The sequence below is a fragment of the Marinobacter sp. Hex_13 genome (assembly GCF_001566815.1).
Lineage (GTDB): Bacteria > Pseudomonadota > Gammaproteobacteria > Pseudomonadales > Oleiphilaceae > Marinobacter > Marinobacter salarius.
In genome coordinates, this window is sequence record NZ_LSMM01000078.1 from 88,973 (window position 1) to 105,943 (window position 16,971).

Below are 16,971 nucleotides of genomic sequence, written 5' to 3' on the forward strand. Positions count from 1 at the left end.
ACCTTTGCGGGCCTAATACACCGGCCGCAAAGGAACGCTGCCAATGAAAGTAAAATCCCGCCTGGAGCTTGAACTCCGGGACCTGCCCTATATTGAAAGCCCTTTCTTCGCTGCCTCATATGCAGCCGAACTGATTGACCATCCTGTCTCCGACGTGCCCCGAAACCGTAGTGGAAAGGAAATGAGCGTCAAAGCACTGGAGCGTGAGCTCAGGGACGGTCATCTGTTTCTGATTGGAGGCAAGCCCTTATCGCCTATAGTTGTCTGGGAAACGGACAGTGATCACCCCAACGGCGGGTTCTGGCGCCTAAAGAGAGATGGTGGCGGGCCGGGCCTTCGCAACCAGATTGAGTCTCTCAACAAGTGGGAAGTCACCCCTGAAATCATCAGCCACGTAGGGGCGGGCGGTGTCGGCCATATGAACGTCTGCGGTTTTGACTGCACCATGACCAACCGCCGCGCCGACGAGCGTTACCTGGCGAAACAGGAAGCCGACCGACGCTCCACCCTGCCGCTGGGTACAGCAGCGTTGGTTGCGCCCCTTGTGCCCGCTGCCTCGCTAGCCCAAACACCCGAGAACGGTCAGGCAAAGAAAGAAGAACAGAGAAAGCCGGTTCATCTTGAAGTGGGCATTTTCACCGATGGCACGTTGAACAATGCCGGTAATATTGAGATTTACCGGCAGCAGGTGGAAGAGACATGCCTCGTGCCGCACAGCAATGGCGAGATTGACGATGCCGAGTGTGAACGGCGGCTGGCTTTGTTGCTGGGGGGTAGTTACGCCAATGAGATCAGCAATGTCGCCAAGTTGCGGGATCTATATCCCGAGGTCGAAAATGAGGCGGAAACAATGATCAACCAGAGTTTTTCGGTGTATGCGCCGGGAGCAGGATCGAAAACCGGAGCTCCGGATTCTCTGGAAGGTATGACAACCGGTCTTGGTGAAACGGGTGTCACCGAGCAAGTAAAAAATGGTTTCACTGAGGTCGCAGAGCGCATAGCCATACTGGTTAACGAAAGGCCTATCGCAAAGCTAACAGTTGATCTGTTTGGTTTTAGCAGGGGAGGCGCAGCCGCCCGCCATGCCGCGAATGAAATTGCCAAGGGCTCTGATGGCGAATTGGGACAGTCTTTGGCCGCCATGGGTATTCAATGGCCGGAACGAGTTACCATTCGTTTTGTGGGGTTGTTTGATACCGTCGCCGGCATCGTAAATATCACGGGTGGCGATCTCTCTCCAAGCAATGCTCGTAACACGCCGGTGAACCTGTACCTGGACCCGGCCACCGTCTCCACCGCTGTACAGTTCACGGCCGTTGACGAGTGTCGAGAAAATTTTGCGCTTAACAGCCTCTGCAATCCGGATGGTTCACTTCCCCGCAACTTCCGAGAAATCATGGTGCCCGGCGCGCACTCCGATATTGGTGGCGGCTACCATGATAGCCAGACCGAGGAACTGATGCTTTCGCCTAAACTGACCATTGGCGGCAGCGCTACGGCCTGGCCGGAGCAGACACCGCAGTGGGACAACCTCGCAACCCTCAAAGGGGTGACCGAAGCCGAGGGCTGGATCGGGACTCGCAGCCTACCCCTGACAACGGGCGAGCCAGCCAGCCTCGGGATTCATAAAACAGTGCGCGAGCACCCCGTTCCGGATGGCGAAGTGGGCCTCGACCTGAAACTGCACCGGCAGGTGCGCGGCGAGCTATCGCGGGTTTATCTTCACTGCATGTATCACTTGGCGAAAAGAGCAGGCGTTCCATTGAAGGACATTCGTACTGCCAAGAATGCCGCAGAAGTTCCGAAAGAACTCGACCTAGCGTACCGGATACTATGGGAGCATATCTCGCTGGGCAAGAACCTGCCTGAACTGCCGCCGCTGCAAAAGGAGCTGGTAAAACAGCGGTATGTGCATCATTCGGATCATTACAACCTGCTTGAGTTTTTGATTGGGGACACCATCGTGAGCTCCGAACTCCCATTTTCGAACGCCAGGTTCCTCTCGCCATTCCGGCCTGCGCCTGAACGGAAACGTATCGTCTATAACAATCAGCCGGAGACGTAATATGCGCCGTATAACATTCATGCTTGCCCTCCTCATTGGTTTGATGCTATCGGGGTGTGCCTCTGGGCCTGATAGCCTTTTTAAGGCATATGTGGGTGTAGGGGCACCCAAGCACTATGAAGTCTGGGTTGAGCACCTGGAACTTGAAGCCTCCGGCATAAGACACTGGCGTATGCCGGTGGGAAGTGTTGCGTGTTGCTGGAAAGGGCCCAGTGGCCCTAGGGGCAAAGGAGGAACAGCGCAGCCTTTCCCGGACTATATCGGTATACGCTGGTTCTCGTTTGCTGAACAAAAGTTTTACGAACGCGTGTTTTCACTGCCAGAGGGACTGGAAGAAAAAATGCGCGAGCACGCAACTTATACTACCAGCCTGGGAACCTTCAGCAGGCCACGGGATATGCTGACTATCGGTTTGGCGCCCGGGGGGCAGATGGTTCTTTGGATTAATAACCAGATTGGCAATGAAATTGAAGTAGGCCGAATGCAAGCTAACGAGGTGGAGGGGGACGCTTCAAATTACGAAGTCGGCACCCGTAACTACCTTGAAGAACACAGCGACTACATCGAAAAACACGGTGTACCAAAAGAAGGCTGGTAATTCACCTCTTCAGACTCCCATGTTTGTTAAAACCGTAAGTGAGGGCTGCTGGCCGGTGGTGGCGTTGGTATTGGTTACCGTTGGAGAATAGGTCGAAAATTAGACAACGCGATACCTCTGACTACACTTGCCGGTATCGGGCAACGGTTGCCCGATTGCGAAGCGCATGGAGAAGGAGGTCACTGATGACGGTTCGACAAGGGAAGCAGAGCGCAACTGGTTCCGATTCGAAAGATTTGAATTGATCAATGGCGCATGGTACTTCCAGACTCGCGAAGGGGCGCTAAAGGGGCCTTTTGAAAGCAGTTAGGAGGCTGAAATGGAACTGCTACGGTACTTGCGCCGGGTCGAGGATTCGCTGTTTTGCAATGCGGTTTGAGGCCACAAAATTCTACGGTTTTCAGGAGAAATAGCAAGGGCGCCCAATGGGCGCCCTTGCTTTCGGGCCTTCAGGCCGGTTTACTTGGAACTGACAAACTCCGGATAGGCTTCCATACCACACTCGGACAGATCCACACCTTCGTACTCTTCCTCTTCGGTCACCCGAATACCCATGACCGCCTTGAGGATGCCCCATACAATCAGGCTGGTGACGAAGACCCAGATGAAGATGGTGAGCATGCCCACGAGCTGCCCCATGAAGGTCGCGTCCGCGTCGGACAGCAGTACCGCGAAGATACCCCAGATACCAACCACGCCGTGTACGGAGATGGCACCGACCGGGTCATCAATACGCATCTTGTCGAGTGTTACGATTGAGAACACCACGATGATGCCGCCGATGGCACCGATAATGGTTGCCAGCAGAGGCGAGGGATCGGCAGGTTCAGCGGTAATCGCAACCAGGCCAGCCAATGCACCGTTCAGGGCCATGGTCAGGTCAGCCTTGCCGAACATGATGCGGGCTACTATCAGAGCGCCGATCAGGCCGCCGGCAGCGGCCGCGTTGGTGTTCAGGAACACGTTGGCCACTTCATTGGCAACGCCGATGCCACCCAGTTTGAGGGTAGAACCGCCGTTGAAGCCAAACCAGCCCATCCACAGGATGAAGGTACCCAGAGTCGCCAGCGGCAGGTTGGCACCCGGGAAGGCCTTGATCTGGCCATCCGCGCCGTACTTGCCTTTACGGGCGCCCAGCAGCAGGACACCGGCCAGAGCCGCAGCGGCACCCGCCATGTGTACGATGCCGGAACCAGCGTAGTCGCTGTAGCTCAGTTCATAGATACCGAATACGGCATCGCCGTTCCAGGTCCAGGAGCCCTGCATCGGGTAGATGAAACCACACATGACAACGGCGAAAGCCAGGAAGGCCCAGAGCTTCATGCGCTCGGCCACGGCACCGGAAACGATGGACATGGCGGTTGCAACGAAGACAACCTGGAAGAAGAAATCAGAAGCCCCGGCGTATTCCCCCATCTCACCAAAACCGGCTTCGTTGGAAGCGGCAAGGACTCCGGCGATCGCCGCGTCGTCCATTTGAGCGACCGTGGTAACGCCGCTGAGGAAGAGCCCGCCACCGTACATGATGTCGTAACCGCAGATCAGGTACATGGTACAGGCTACAGCAAACAGGGAAACGTTCTTGGTCAGGATCTCGGTGGTATTCTTGGCACGCACCAGGCCTGCTTCAAGCATTGAGAAGCCCGCGGCCATCCACATGACCAGAGCACCGCAGACAAGGAAGTAGAAGGTATCCAGTGCATACTGGAGTTCAAAAATATGATTAAGATTGCTTTCCATGTGAAGCCCTCCGCACGAGGCTTTTCAAGTTATAAATTTTTTGCGTTGGCTGTCTGGTTGATCAGTCTTCGATCAGACCGCTTCTTCGCCGGTTTCCCCGGTTCGGATTCGGATCGCCTGTTCCAGTTCGGTCACGAAAATTTTGCCGTCACCGATCTTTCCGGTGTTGGCTGCCTTGGTGATGGATTCGATGACCTGATCCAGCAGGTTGTCGCCGATAGCAACTTCAACCTTGACCTTGGGCAGGAAGTCCACCACGTATTCTGCGCCTCGGTAGAGTTCGGTATGACCCTTCTGGCGACCGAAGCCTTTGACTTCAGTGACCGTTACGCCTTGTACGCCAATCTCGGATAGTGCCTCACGGACATCATCCAACTTGAAAGGCTTGATGATCGCTGTCACAAGTTTCATTGCTTTCTCCTTGGTAAAGCCGTCTCAACATCTGGAACTCTTCGGCCCGTTGTTGAGGTCGGGATGCTGCCACCTCGCACACCAATTGTGCGGATTGCGTACAAGGCTTTTAGCATCGGGTGTGCCAACGCAAAAAATAATATAACTATCAGACAGTTGGCTGTCTGTTGATCCAGAATGGATCGTCAGGTCGCACCATTTCGGGGCTTGTCTGTCTTGGGCGAACCATAATGATGCACGAACTCGGTGCAAGCATTAGGGGTGCCTGAGCCACATTATACTGTCGACGGCCACAGTATGGCAGGGGAGGCATTAGTGTTACACTCCGAACCGTCGTTCAGGCACGACGAAAAGCCCGCCGAGGACGAGGTATAGTCCAGCGCAGCGATTTTGACCGGTGATTTTGAGAGGTGATTCGTGAAAGGTCCACAGGATTTCTTTTCCCAGCTTCAGGGACAGTTCGGCCAGTTCGTTCCCGATATGGCCCGTGCCGCCCGTGAGGACTTTGAAGCTCAGGCCCGCGCCACGGTGATGACGGTTCTGTCGCGCCTTGAGTTGGTCACCCGAGAAGAATTCGATGCCCAGCAAGCTGTACTGATGAAAACCCGCGAAAAGGTCGAAGCGCTGGAAAAGCGCGTGGCTGACCTGGAAAAGCAGTTCCCGAATAACTGACCGGCAGGACGCCCGTCAGGCGGCTAGGCCGCTATCACCTATAACCATGGAAGGTTGTCATGTTTGCCGTTGTCCATACCCGCGCCAGCATTGGCGTTTCAGCACCCTCCGTTACCGTTGAAGTCCACCTGTCAGGCGGCCTGCCGGCGCTGTCCATCGTCGGGCTCCCCGAAACGGGTGTTCGCGAAAGCCGGGAGCGTGTTCGCAGTGCGCTGATGAACGCCGGCTTTGAATTCCCCGCCCGCCGAATCACCATCAATCTGGCTCCTGCGGACCTGCCCAAGGAGGGCGGCCGCTTCGATCTCCCCATTGCCCTGGGCATTCTTGCCGCTTCCGGACAGATTCCGGCGGAAAGCCTCGCACAGTATGAATGCGTGGGAGAGCTTTCCCTGGATGGTGCGCTGAGACCGTTGAAAGGTGTGCTCCCGGCGATACTGGCAGCTCGCAACGAGGGGCGTCGGTTGCTGATCCCCCAGGCCAATGCCGCGGAAGCCGCACTGGCCAGCCAGGACGATGTGTTGCCAGCCGGCCATTTACTGACGGTCTGCGAACACCTGTGTGATCGGGCAAGGATTTCCCCGGTACCGCCAGCGGTGCCGGAAACGGGCGTGAACGCCGGTCCGGACCTTGCGGACGTGCATGGTCAGAGCGTGCCGCGGCGGGCGTTGGAAATCGCCGCCGCCGGCGGGCATAACCTGCTGATGTTTGGTCCACCGGGCACTGGTAAAAGCATGCTCGCCAGCCGTCTGCCGGGTATTTTGCCACCGTTAACCACCGAATCTGCGCTTGAGGTAGCAAGCATCCACTCTGTGGCCGGTCTTCCCGTACGGGACGGAGAGTGGTGCCGGCCGCCTTACCGCGCGCCCCATCATACTGCCTCGTCGGTTGCCATGGTGGGTGGCGGTAGCAGTCCGCGCCCCGGAGAAATCTCCCTGGCGCACCGCGGCGTGTTGTTTCTCGACGAACTGCCAGAGTTCGAGCGCCGGGTGCTGGAAGTGCTGCGGGAACCCATGGAGTCCGGCGAGATTGCCATCAGTCGCGCAGCAAGGCAGGTGACTTTTCCGGCCTGCTTCCAGGTCGTGGCGGCCATGAACCCGTGCCCGTGTGGCTATCTGGGGCATCCGACGATTGAGTGCCAGTGTACGCCCCCGCAGGTGCTCCGTTATCGGGCAAAGATATCAGGGCCACTGCTGGACCGGTTCGATTTGCATGTGGAAGTGCCGGTTCAGAGCGGGGAAGTGCTGATGAAGCGTGACGGTGGGGGTGAGTCCAGCACGGTTGTGCGGGATCGGGTGTATCAGGCCCGCGAGCGGCAAATGCAGCGAGGATCCGGAAACGCCGCGTTAAGTGGCGGTGAGCTGCAGACGCACTGCCGCGTGGATGCAGCAGGCGAGGCCATGTTATCCGCCGCCATGGAGCGGCTGGGGCTCTCTGCCAGGGCATTGCATCGCATCCTGCGGGTGGCACGGACCCTGGCGGACCTGGACGGCCTCGACCACATTGGCAATGGCCATCTGGTTGAGGCGTTGGGTTACCGCAAGCTGGACCGGCAGCAGACCCGGAATGCGCAGGTTTCGGTATAGTCCGCTGGGCGGCCTCTGGTAAACTGTCGCCATAACCCATTGAAGGAAAACCGCACAGGGCGGTTGAGGACGTCAGATGACTGATCACAACGATGTTTCCGGCGATTCACCCGTGACGACCCGCCGTGGCGTACGCAGTTTCGTGCTGCGCCAGGGGCGGATGACCGAAGGCCAGAAAAAGGCCTACGACCGCAGTTGGCCCAAATACGGCCTGACCCGTGAACAGGGCATGATTGACCCACGCCAGATCTTTGGACGGGACAACATGCTTAACCTGGAGATCGGGTTTGGTATGGGCAAGTCCCTGGCAGACATGGCGGAAGCGGCACCGGAGCAGGACTTCATCGGCGTGGAAGTGCACCTGCCCGGGGTTGGTGCACTGCTGAAAGAGATTGAAGACCGGGGGCTGGAGAATGTTCGTGTCTACGCCATTGATGCCAACGATGTGATCGACCGGTGCCTGCCCGATGCAGCGCTGGACCGGGTGATGGTGTTTTTCCCGGACCCGTGGCACAAGAAACGTCACCACAAACGCCGGCTGATCCAGCACGAATTCGTCCAGCGCCTGCGCCATAAACTGCGCGTGGGCGGGATCCTGCATCTGGCCACCGATTGGGAAAACTACGCGGAACACATGATGGAGATCATGGGAGAGTCCGAGGGTTTTGCGAACTCACAGGATATCGGCGAATATTCACCGCGCCGGGAAGACCGCCCGATCACCAAGTTTGAGAAACGGGGCGAGACGTTGGGGCACGGCGTCTGGGATCTGGTGTTTTACCGCACCAACTAGGCTGTCGGTACGCTGACGGAAGTTGCTACTCGTGGGCCAGCGGATGGCGCCGGGCGGCACGAATGATCACCAATCCGGCGCAGCCCAGCATCAGGCCGGTGAATTTCACCAATGCGCAGAGCGTGGCGGACAGGCTGACCATATCCGTGGGCGGGTCCATGTTATTGAGTAGCAATATGTTTTCCGTTAGATCGCCGGCCCCCGCGGTCACAAACAGGGCCTTCACCCAGCGTGCCACGTTACGTTCCCGAATGCCCGGCCGGTCCCGCATCAGGTGATTGGTCAGGAAAATCAGCGTGGCCAGGTAAGCGGGTACAAACAGGAAGTCCAGCCAAAGGGATATCTGTGCCCATAGCATGCCGTCCTGTCGCCAGCTGCGCAGTATGGCCATGGACTGGTCCGCCGTGGCGGCCATCTGAAGGCTGACGATGCCCTGGGGAGCCGAACCGGTCTGCAGGGGCTGATTGACCACAACCAGGACCAGCAACAGGACGGCGGTGGCCGCCAGGCTCAGGTTGAGCCGTTTGGGCAACAGGGTCATAAGGCGCGGCAGTGACATCAGAGGAAGCGCTCCAGCAGACTGTTCAGGTAACGCTGTCCGAGTTCCGTGGTCTGTATCCGTCCCGGTTCCAGCATGTTTTCTTTTCTTAGCGCCTCAAGTTTTACCGCAACTCTGCTCAACGGTAAACCTGTACGCTCTGTGAACAGGTTTTCCGGCACACCGGACGTCAGCCTCAAGGCATTCATCAGAAACTCCAGTGGCCTTTCTTCCAGTTCGACCATTTGGCTCCCCGCGGTACGGCTGCCGATGCGGTTCATGTAGGCTTCGGGTTGACGGGTTTTCCAGAAACGCCGGATCTCGCCATTTTGAAAGGTAACCTTGCCGTGGGCGCCGGCGCCCAGCGCCAGGTAATCCCCGAACATCCAGTAATTCAGGTTGTGACGGGACTCCATGTCGGGTCGGCTCCAGGCCGACACCTCATAGTCTGTGAACCCCTGCTGATGCAGGTAGTCGGCACCCTGGCAATGGATTTCCCAGAGGTGGTCGTCGTCGGGCAGTTGGGGTGGGCGGCTGTAGAACTCGGTGTTGGGCTCCAGGGTCAGCTGGTACCAGGACAGGTGCGGGGGTTGCCACGACATGGCCGCCCGCAGGTCATCCAGGGCGTCTGCCGGTGTCTGGCCCGGCAAGCCATGCATCAGGTCCAGGTTGAAGTTGTCAAAGCCGGCATTGCGGGCTGCCTCGATAGCCCTGTGGGCTGCCTTGTCATCGTGGATGCGCCCCAGTGCCTTCAATCGCATGGGGTTGAAACTCTGGATGCCCAGTGAAAGCCGGTTTATGCCGGCGCCACGGAAGCCGTTAAAGCGAGTCTGTTCCACTGTGCCCGGGTTGGCCTCCAGTGTAATCTCGGCATCGTCAGTAAACGACAGGTGAGTGCGCAGCCGGTCGAACAGTATGTTGTAGAAGTCCGGCGACATTAACGAAGGTGTGCCGCCGCCGATGAAGACGGTTTCGATCGGGCGCCCCTGAATTAATGCGAGGTCACCGGCAAGGTCCTCCATGATTGCATCAAGATAGTCGTTCTCGGGAATGTCGCCGGTCAGTGCGTGGGAGTTGAAGTCGCAGTAAGGGCACTTTTTCACGCACCAGGGTACGTGAATATACAGGCTTAGCGGGGGCAGGGTGCTCACCGCTGTGTCGTGCGTCGGGGTCATGGTCACCCCGGCTCTTTCCCCAACTGATCCAGAAGCAGCGCCAGTGCCCGCCCACGGTGGCTGATACGGCCTTTTTCGGCGCGGTGCAGTTCAGCGGCACTGGTGCCGGTTTCCGGTACCAGGAACACCGGATCGTACCCGAAACCACCCTCACCCCGGGGCTCTGGCAGGATGCTTCCTGGCCAGCGGCCATGACAGATCACCGGTGTGGGGTCATCGGCATGGCGCAGGTAGACCAGTACGCAGTGGAACTGGGCCGTGCGTTGGCCCTCGGGAACGTCTTTCAGCGCGTCGAGCAGTGCCCGGACGTTGTCTGCGTCGCTGGCTGTGTCACCGGCGTAACGGGCCGAACGGACGCCGGGTGCCCCGCCGAGGGCATCAACCGCCAGGCCAGAGTCATCCGCAAGGGCCGGCAACCCGGTGATCCGGGCGGCATGGCGTGCCTTGAGGATGGCGTTCTCCACGAAGGTGACCGCTGGCTCCTCCGCCTCGCCAACCCCCAATTCACCCTGGGCTACGGGCGTCAGCCCGAGTGGGCCGAGCAGGTCTGTGAGTTCGGCGATCTTGCCCTTGTTGTTGCTGGCAATGACCAGTCTGTTGGTGGCGTTAGTCATCAGTCGTTAAACAGTGTGTGGGTGAAACGGATGGGCAGATCCTGTCTGGCGCCCGTGGGGCGGGTGGTGATCTGGAAGGTCATCAACTCGGCGTTGCTGTATTGGTATTCGGCGATGAAATAGACAGCGTTGCCTTCCTGGATGCGTCGAAACGCCAGGAACCGGGCCTGCTGGATATCGTTCATGACCTTGCCTTCCACCTGGCCTGATACCGGCTCCAGGCCGCCATCCTCGGTTTCCCTCATGATGGATATGTTGACGATACCGATGCCGCGGCTGCGATTAAGGTTGTTCTCGCGGGCAATTTCAGGGGCCAGGAAGGTGCTTGGGAAAACGCTCCAGTGTACTTCGAATTCACCAAAATCCTTTGAGTCGGCATGGCTCTGGCTGGTAAACAGCAGAACCAGGCATGCGAGTGACAACAACGCCTGCCAGCGATTGTGACTATGTGTGGTCATGATTCCTCCCGGGTTATCCGGTAAATGGCGATCTGCCCCAACATATTGGGCCAAAGACGGCTGAGCCAGCGATCCTGGTGCTCGCCATCCACCACCGTGCGGTTCAGTATCCGGACGTCCTTGCGGAAGCAAAGGGCTTCAAAATCCTTGAAGGTGCACAGGTGAATGTTAGGGGTGTTGTACCATTTATACGGTAGCGTTTCGGATTCAGGCATACGACCCCGGCGCATCAGGTACCAGCGCAATCGCCAGTAAGCGAAGTTGGGGAAGGTCACGATGCCCTCGCGGCCCACGCGAAGCATCTCATCGAGGACCATGTCCGGGCGCCGGACCGCCTGCAAGGCTTGTGTCATCAGCACGGTGTCGAAGGAGTGATCTTCGAAGTTCCCCAGGCCCTGGGTGTCCAGGTTCTGCTCAATGACGGACACCCCGCGACCCATGCAGGTGGTGATATGGTCCGGATTGATTTCCAGGCCAAACCCTGTTGCACTTTTTTCCCGCTGCAGGTAGTCCAGCAGGGTGCCGTCGCCGCAGCCCAGATCCAGTACATGGCTGCCGGCGCTGATCCATTGCTCGATGATTTTCAGGTCTGTTCTCATGCACCTACCTCCCGTGCGACCCGGTCCATGTAGGAATGGAAGATGGCGGTGTAACGTGGTGTGGGAATCAGGAAGGCGTCATGCCCCCAGGGTGCGTCGATTTCGGCATAGCTGACCTTGCAGCGGGCCGCGATCATGGCATTCACCAATTCCTCGGACCGTGCCGGGGTAAACCGCCAGTCGGTGCTGAACGACACGACAAGGAATTCGCAGCGCGCACGGAGCAGCGCCTTTGCCAGGTCATTGTCGTGCTCGTAGGCCGGGTCAAAGTAATCCAGAGCCTTGGTCATCAGCAGGTAGGTATTGGCGTCGAATGACTCCGAGAAGCGCTCACCCTGGTAACGCAGGTAACTCTCCACCTGGAACTCTGCGTCATAGCCGAACTTGTAGGCCTGGTCCCGCAGTTCACGGCCAAATTTTTCGCCCATGGAAGCATCGGACAGGTAGGTAATGTGGCCCACCATGCGTGCCAGCATCAGGCCCCGGCGCGGTAACGTGTCGTGCTCATAGTAGCGGCCGTCATGGAACTCACGGTCGGACGTAATCGCCTGTCGCGCCACCTCATTGAAGGCAATGTTCTGGGCGCTCAGGCGTGGGGTAGAGGCAATGGTCACGGCGTGACGCAAACGATCCGGGTAGTCCAGGCTCCACTGAAGTGCCTGCATACCACCAAGGGAACCTCCCACCACGGCGGCCCAACATTCAATGCCGAGCCGGTCGGCCAGCAGCGCCTGGCTGTGGACCCAGTCGCGTACCGTGATCACCGGGAAATCAGGGCCGTAGGGCTGGCCGGTCTTCGGATTGACGCTGCCGGGTCCGGTGCTGCCATGGCAGCCACCCAGATTGTTCAGGCTGACAACGAAAAACCGGTTGGTATCGATGGGCTTGCCGGGGCCAATGCAGCTGTCCCACCATCCCGGCTTGCGGTCTTCCTTGCTGTGATAACCGGCGGCATGGTGGTGGCCGCTGAGGGCGTGACAGATCAATACCGCGTTGGTGGCATCCGCATTCAGCTTGCCGTAAGTCTCAATCACCAGATCGTAACTCTCCAGCGTCTGACCGCAGGCGAGAGTGATCGGTGTATCGAAGTGCAGTGTCTGTGGGGTGACTATCCCGACAGAATCCGTTGGCAAGGGATCGGGCATTGGCGCGACAGGTTCCTGATTCAGTCCGTATTATCTGGAAGACGTTTCAGGCAATGGCCGGGCGGAAACCTGCATGTAAGTGCAGGCCTAACTGATATGGCCAGGCGATTGCCAGCCAAGCAGTTTAAAGGCCGGCCTGCATGGCTGCAACCGCCATTTCCGGCGCCGGTCAGACCGCGCCGGAAATGTTGACCACCTTCTGTTGGATCAGAGTGGGTGCTGGTTTACGGATTTGCCGCTGCATGGCGTCAGCCAGTTCAAGCTGGCGTGTCAGATCGCTGATGGTGTTCTGCAGTCGTTCGCGTTCGGCCCGGCTGTCGCGGTCGCTGCGAACCATGTCCCGGAGGCGGCGGATCTGGTGCTCCAGCAACTGCTTCTGTTCCATGGAGTACTGCATGATTGGTAGTAGTGCTTCCGATGGCCAGCGTTCGACATCGGCCCGCACGCGCAGATGCAGTGTTCGGGCTTCGCCCACCATCACGTTGAAGAAGCGCCTGACCAGCAGCGACTGCTCCGTCAACAGATTTTTGGGGCTGATGCGGAAGCGTTTTGCCTTCTTGCGCAGTTCGCGGATGGCAATAACGTGACGACCTGCCCGTAATGGAATTGGCTCCAGGTGACGGGCCCGGGTGTCTTCGTTGTAGCGGCGGTAGATGGCGCCCACCATTTTTTCGGCCAGCCGCCCTTCGCTGAGAAGGTTGCTCAGATCATTTTCCAGCAGCTCGAAGAAATGATCCATGCTGTGGTTCATGCCGGCAGTGGTCCAGCTCTTCGACATCTTCTGGCGGACTTTCTCGGCATGGGACTCAAACCGATCCTCGCTAACCAGCCCCTTGAGCATCTCGCCCTGGGAATCCATCAGCCGGCGGCTGGACCGGAGCGTAATCAGCTTCTTGTAGTAGAAGTCATAGTCCCGCTGGGCGCGGTCGGCCAGGCGCCGCAGTGCGTCAGTGTCCATGGTGACGCCAGAACAGGCCTGCAGCTCTTCTTCCAGTGCGTCCAGCCGGTTTTGCATGGCGGCCTGACTGTTCTGCAGCATGCCCAACAGGTCGTTGATCAGGCTCTGTGTAATCAGCTGTTCCTTGTGCATCAGGATGCGCTGGATGATCAACTGTTCCAGTTGGGCGAGGTTCGAACGTTCAAGCAGTTCTTCGTTGCCTTTGACCCGGGCCAGCAGGCCTTGCTTGGCGGACAGCGGTATCACGTCGTTCTGGCGCATGCCGAGGTGGTCGGCGGTGTAGCTACGCACCCGGTCAATGGCTTCCTGGGTATGCTTCTCGCCCTGGAGATCATCCCAGAGCACGTCGATCTTGTTGAGCACTGCGAATCGGCCAGCGCGGTGGTCGGCGTGCTCGGTGTCGATGTGATCCTTCCAGATCGTCATGTCGCTGGCAGTGACGCCGGTATCCGCGCTCAACAGGAAGATAATGGCGTGGGCGCGAGGCAACATACTGATGGTCAGTTCTGGCTCTGAGCCGAGAGCGTTGAGCCCCGGGGTGTCCAGTATGCGCAGGCCGCGTTCGAACAACGGATGGCGAATGCTGATCTGGGCGTTGCGCCAGGCCGGCACCACGACATTACCCGGCTTGTTGCGGTCATGCTCCAGCATGTCCTCGTCGAAGCCCAGTTTGCGGGCTTCCTGCGGAGTGACGCTCTTTACGCGAGCCACTTCCGCCAGAACTTCCCGCATGATTTCCGGGTCGCGCTCGTCCAGGTCGTGTTTGACCCAGCGTTCGGGCTGCTTGCGCAGTTGCTGCAGGGAGAGCTCGCCGGTCCTGGTTTCGATCGGGAGCAGCAACAGGTAGTTGCTGTTTGACGTGCGGTCAAAGAACAGCTCGGTCGGGCACATGGTGGTGCGGCCCGCCTGGGATGGCAGCATGCGCTGGCCGTATTCTGAAAAGAAGAGGGCGTTGATCAGTTCCGTCTTGCCGCGGGAATACTCACCCACGAAAGCAATGGTGAGTTCGTCTTCGATCAGCAGCTCAAGGCCGTGACGAATGCGGTTGCTGACATCGTCTGAAAACAGGTTGTTGTCCTGCAGCCACAGACGGTAGCGACCGATCTGCCTGATCAGTTCTTTTTTCCAGCCGTGGTAGGCCTCTACCTGCTGCGACAGGGTTCCTTGCTTGTTCATCGGACCATCCTTCTGCGCGACTTCCGGGCGACTGCGTTGGATCTTGGTTGGTTAAAGTTGTGCCAAAAATATAGCTAATGTTACCGCATTGGCGCGGCAAATCTGCGGCGGCGATCACGGGTCTGTATAGCAGGGCGACGTGTAGAAGGAAAAAAGTGCAGCTGATTCAGATAGATGAACCAGCTGCAGGTGAGAGTAGTTTATTGTCCTGATATGTAACGGAATGTGTTTTTGAGAGGTGGTCTACATTCCGACGATGGAGCCCATGCCGGCGGCTACCTTCATGTGGTCGATCACCACCGAAACCACATTGAGGATCAGGAACACGATAATCGGGGACAGATCCAGGCCGCCCATGGATGGCATCACATTGCGTACGGGGCGCATCACGGGTTCGGTGATCTGCGCAACCAGTTGGATAGCAGGGTGGCCGCTTTGTGGCGCAATCCAGCTGACGACCACGACTGCAATGACGGACCAGAAGTAGATCTTAACGATCAGATCAAGAACGTTAAGGATAGCCCAGCTGAGCAGGGTGAGCGGGTTGATCGCCGGTATGCTGCTGTTCAGGGCCACAAGAATGAGGAAAAAGGTGATCGCCTGGATGATGACCGCCAGCACCAGGGCTGCGCCGTCGATACCGCCCCAACCGGGAATAAAGCGGCGAAGCGGACGCAGCAGCGGGTTGGTGGCTTTCACAACAAACTGCGAGATCGGATTGTAGAAATCCGCCCTGGCCAGTTGCAGCAAAAAGCGCAGCAGCACGATCGTCAGGTAGAACGTCGAGGCAATGAGCAGAATGGTGATCAGAATGTCAGCCAGCATGAAGCCGTGTCTCCCGTTATTGGTTACTGTTTATTGGCGAGTTCTTTGGCCATTTCCCCGGAGCGCTTGTAAGCGGCTGAGTAGGCCTTTTTGACCAGATCTCTCATGCCACCTTCTTCAAAGGTCTGGATGGCCTGTTCTGTGGTGCCACCGGGAGACATGACATTGCGTTTGAGCTGGCCGGGGTCGTGTTCACTGCGTCCTGCCATTTCGGCGGCGCCGGCCATGGTCTGGATTGCCAGTGCGCGTGCGGTCTCGCCGGCAATGCCGGCATCGGTGGCCGCCTCTTCCAGTGCTTCCAGCATCAGGAAGAAATAGGCGGGGCCGCTGCCAGAAAGTGCAGTCACTGCATGCAGGAGGGATTCGTCCTCCACCCAGAGCGCCGAGCCAATGCTGTTAAAGACCGACTCCACCATGGTCTTCTGCTTTTCCTTGACCTGATCATTGGCATAGAGCCCGGCAGCCCCTTTACCAACCAGCGATGGCGTGTTGGGCATCACGCGCACCAGCGGCAGTCCGCCACCGAGCCACTCGTCCAGGGTGGAAGCTTCCAGCCCGGCCGCGATCGACACCATTAGCGGGCGGGTGTTCTGCACCACCGGGGCGATGTCTGAGCAAACACTTGCCATAACCTGTGGCTTCACCGCCAGAACCACCATGTCCGCCTGCTCGGCGCAGTAACGATTGTCGGTGGTGACGCTGACACCAAATTGTTTGCGGATGGATTGAAGATGGTTGTCATCGGGGGCGCTGACCCAGATGTTGGCGGCCTTGAAGCCGCTGTCCAGCATGCCACCGATGATGGCGCTGGCCATGTTGCCGGCACCGATAAACGAAATCGTTGGTGATGTGCTCAAGGTTCACTCCACGTTTGGATCAGTAGTGGTCAATTGTCAGTCTGCCGCTGATGATAACAGGATCTGGGCCTGTCAGCTTCCGGTTACCGAGGCCCGAACAGGGCGGTACCGACTCTTACCCAGGTTGCGCCCTCCTCAATGGCCATCTCAAGGTCGCCGGACATGCCCATGGAGAGGGTGTCCAGCGGACCGCAGCCGGGAGCCTCCTGGCGCATGTGCTTCAGCGCATTGGCCAACTTGCGAAAACTTGAGCGTAACTCCGCCTCGGGCTGATCCGGGTCCGGAATCGCCATCAGCCCCCTGAGCGAGAGATTTGGCATCTCTTCGATGGCGTCTGCCATGTTGGTGAGATCCTTCAGGGTACAACCGGACTTGCTCTCCTCATTGTTGATGTTCACCTGAAGGCAGATATTCAACGGCGGGAGAGTGGAAGGGCGCTGATCGTTCAGGCGCTGAGCAATCTTGAGTCGGTCAACGCTGTGTGCCCAGGCAAATGCCCCGGCAATCTGGCGGGTCTTGTTGGATTGAATGGGGCCTATAAAGTGCCATTCGATGGCGTCCAGTTCCTTCAGCTCCTCCATTTTGTCCAGAGCTTCCTGAACGTAGTTTTCACCAAATGCCCGTTGGCCGGCGCTGTAAGCCGTGCGAAGCTCGTCGGCCGGGCGCGTCTTACTGACCGCCAGCAGATGCACGGAACCCGTGCTGCGGCCGGCCTTCAATGTTGCTTTTTGTATGCGTCGGGTTACGCTCCCGATGTTGTCTGC

General features: G+C 58.3%; 17 protein-coding genes and 1 pseudogene. 6 read left to right on the top strand and 12 right to left on the bottom strand.

Annotated elements, in window-relative coordinates; genetic code table 11:
• Positions 1 to 43 precede the first annotated feature (43 nt).
• From AXW11_RS18705 to AXW11_RS18715, 3 genes are all read left to right on the top strand, one after another.
• A complete protein-coding gene (locus AXW11_RS18705) occupies positions 44 to 2,065 on the top strand; it encodes a T6SS phospholipase effector Tle1-like catalytic domain-containing protein (protein ID WP_075195019.1) in 2,022 nt (673 codons plus the stop codon).
• Position 2,066: 1 nt separating this feature from the next.
• Positions 2,067 to 2,663: a DUF2931 family protein gene (locus AXW11_RS18710; RefSeq protein WP_075195020.1), complete on the top strand. Its 597-nt coding sequence runs from the start codon at positions 2,067 to 2,069 to the stop codon at positions 2,661 to 2,663.
• A gap of 166 nt (positions 2,664 to 2,829) precedes the next feature.
• Complete coding sequence (locus tag AXW11_RS18715) at positions 2,830 to 2,973, top strand: DUF6316 family protein (RefSeq protein ID WP_221886060.1); 144 nt, start codon at positions 2,830 to 2,832, stop codon at positions 2,971 to 2,973.
• 149 nt (positions 2,974 to 3,122) lie between these two features.
• Here the strand turns inward: AXW11_RS18715 and AXW11_RS18720 are convergent, their stop codons facing one another.
• Together AXW11_RS18720 and glnK are read right to left on the bottom strand one after the other, a co-directional pair.
• Positions 3,123 to 4,403: an ammonium transporter AmtB gene (locus AXW11_RS18720; protein ID WP_075195021.1), complete on the bottom strand. Its 1,281-nt coding sequence runs from the start codon at positions 4,401 to 4,403 to the stop codon at positions 3,123 to 3,125.
• Between the two features lie 72 nt (positions 4,404 to 4,475).
• Positions 4,476 to 4,814 (bottom strand): P-II family nitrogen regulator, encoded by a 339-nt coding sequence (gene glnK / locus AXW11_RS18725; protein WP_004578958.1) that lies wholly within the window; start codon positions 4,812 to 4,814, stop codon positions 4,476 to 4,478.
• Positions 4,815 to 5,231: 417 nt separating this feature from the next.
• On the opposite strand from glnK, the gene AXW11_RS18730 reads away from it, so the two are divergent.
• From AXW11_RS18730 to trmB, 3 genes are all read left to right on the top strand, one after another.
• On the top strand, positions 5,232 to 5,486 hold the full coding sequence (locus tag AXW11_RS18730; RefSeq protein ID WP_075195022.1) for an accessory factor UbiK family protein: 255 nt from the start codon (positions 5,232 to 5,234) through the stop codon (positions 5,484 to 5,486).
• 59 nt (positions 5,487 to 5,545) lie between these two features.
• Positions 5,546 to 7,069 (top strand): YifB family Mg chelatase-like AAA ATPase, encoded by a 1,524-nt coding sequence (locus AXW11_RS18735; RefSeq protein WP_075195023.1) that lies wholly within the window; start codon positions 5,546 to 5,548, stop codon positions 7,067 to 7,069.
• Between the two features lie 76 nt (positions 7,070 to 7,145).
• Complete coding sequence (gene trmB / locus AXW11_RS18740; RefSeq protein ID WP_075195024.1) at positions 7,146 to 7,862, top strand: tRNA (guanosine(46)-N7)-methyltransferase TrmB; 717 nt, start codon at positions 7,146 to 7,148, stop codon at positions 7,860 to 7,862.
• A gap of 25 nt (positions 7,863 to 7,887) precedes the next feature.
• On the opposite strand, the gene AXW11_RS18745 is transcribed toward trmB, so the two are convergent.
• The 10 genes and pseudogenes from AXW11_RS18745 to AXW11_RS18790 form a co-directional block, all read right to left on the bottom strand.
• Entirely contained in the window at positions 7,888 to 8,421 is a 534-nt protein-coding gene (locus tag AXW11_RS18745; RefSeq protein WP_091642235.1) for a hypothetical protein, read from the bottom strand.
• Entirely contained in the window at positions 8,421 to 9,575 is a 1,155-nt protein-coding gene (hemW, locus tag AXW11_RS18750) for a radical SAM family heme chaperone HemW (protein WP_091642238.1), read from the bottom strand. Before hemW ends, AXW11_RS18745 begins: the two co-directional genes overlap by 1 nt.
• Before the next feature lie 2 nt (positions 9,576 to 9,577).
• On the bottom strand, positions 9,578 to 10,189 hold the full coding sequence (rdgB, locus tag AXW11_RS18755; RefSeq protein ID WP_075195026.1) for an RdgB/HAM1 family non-canonical purine NTP pyrophosphatase: 612 nt from the start codon (positions 10,187 to 10,189) through the stop codon (positions 9,578 to 9,580).
• Positions 10,189 to 10,647: a DUF4426 domain-containing protein gene (locus tag AXW11_RS18760; protein ID WP_075195027.1), complete on the bottom strand. Its 459-nt coding sequence runs from the start codon at positions 10,645 to 10,647 to the stop codon at positions 10,189 to 10,191. The genes rdgB and AXW11_RS18760 overlap by 1 nt, the downstream gene beginning before the upstream one ends.
• Positions 10,644 to 11,246: a methionine biosynthesis protein MetW gene (gene metW, locus AXW11_RS18765; protein ID WP_075195028.1), complete on the bottom strand. Its 603-nt coding sequence runs from the start codon at positions 11,244 to 11,246 to the stop codon at positions 10,644 to 10,646. The genes AXW11_RS18760 and metW overlap by 4 nt, the downstream gene beginning before the upstream one ends.
• Positions 11,243 to 12,391 (bottom strand): homoserine O-succinyltransferase MetX, encoded by a 1,149-nt coding sequence (gene metX, locus AXW11_RS18770; protein ID WP_036203135.1) that lies wholly within the window; start codon positions 12,389 to 12,391, stop codon positions 11,243 to 11,245. The genes metW and metX overlap by 4 nt, the downstream gene beginning before the upstream one ends.
• A 1,324-nt stretch (positions 12,392 to 13,715) precedes the next feature.
• Positions 13,716 to 14,525, bottom strand: a pseudogene (locus AXW11_RS20865) (dynamin family protein); the annotation flags it as partial.
• Positions 14,526 to 14,768: 243 nt separating this feature from the next.
• Positions 14,769 to 15,350 carry a YggT family protein gene (locus AXW11_RS18780; RefSeq protein WP_036203140.1) on the bottom strand — a complete coding sequence of 194 codons (582 nt, stop codon included), beginning with the start codon at positions 15,348 to 15,350 and terminating at the stop codon, positions 14,769 to 14,771.
• A gap of 23 nt (positions 15,351 to 15,373) precedes the next feature.
• Positions 15,374 to 16,207: a pyrroline-5-carboxylate reductase gene (gene proC / locus AXW11_RS18785; RefSeq protein WP_036203143.1), complete on the bottom strand. Its 834-nt coding sequence runs from the start codon at positions 16,205 to 16,207 to the stop codon at positions 15,374 to 15,376.
• An 83-nt stretch (positions 16,208 to 16,290) separates the two neighbouring features.
• The coding region (locus tag AXW11_RS18790; protein WP_286792553.1) for a YggS family pyridoxal phosphate-dependent enzyme at positions 16,291 to 16,971 on the bottom strand (681 nt) is incomplete at its 5' end.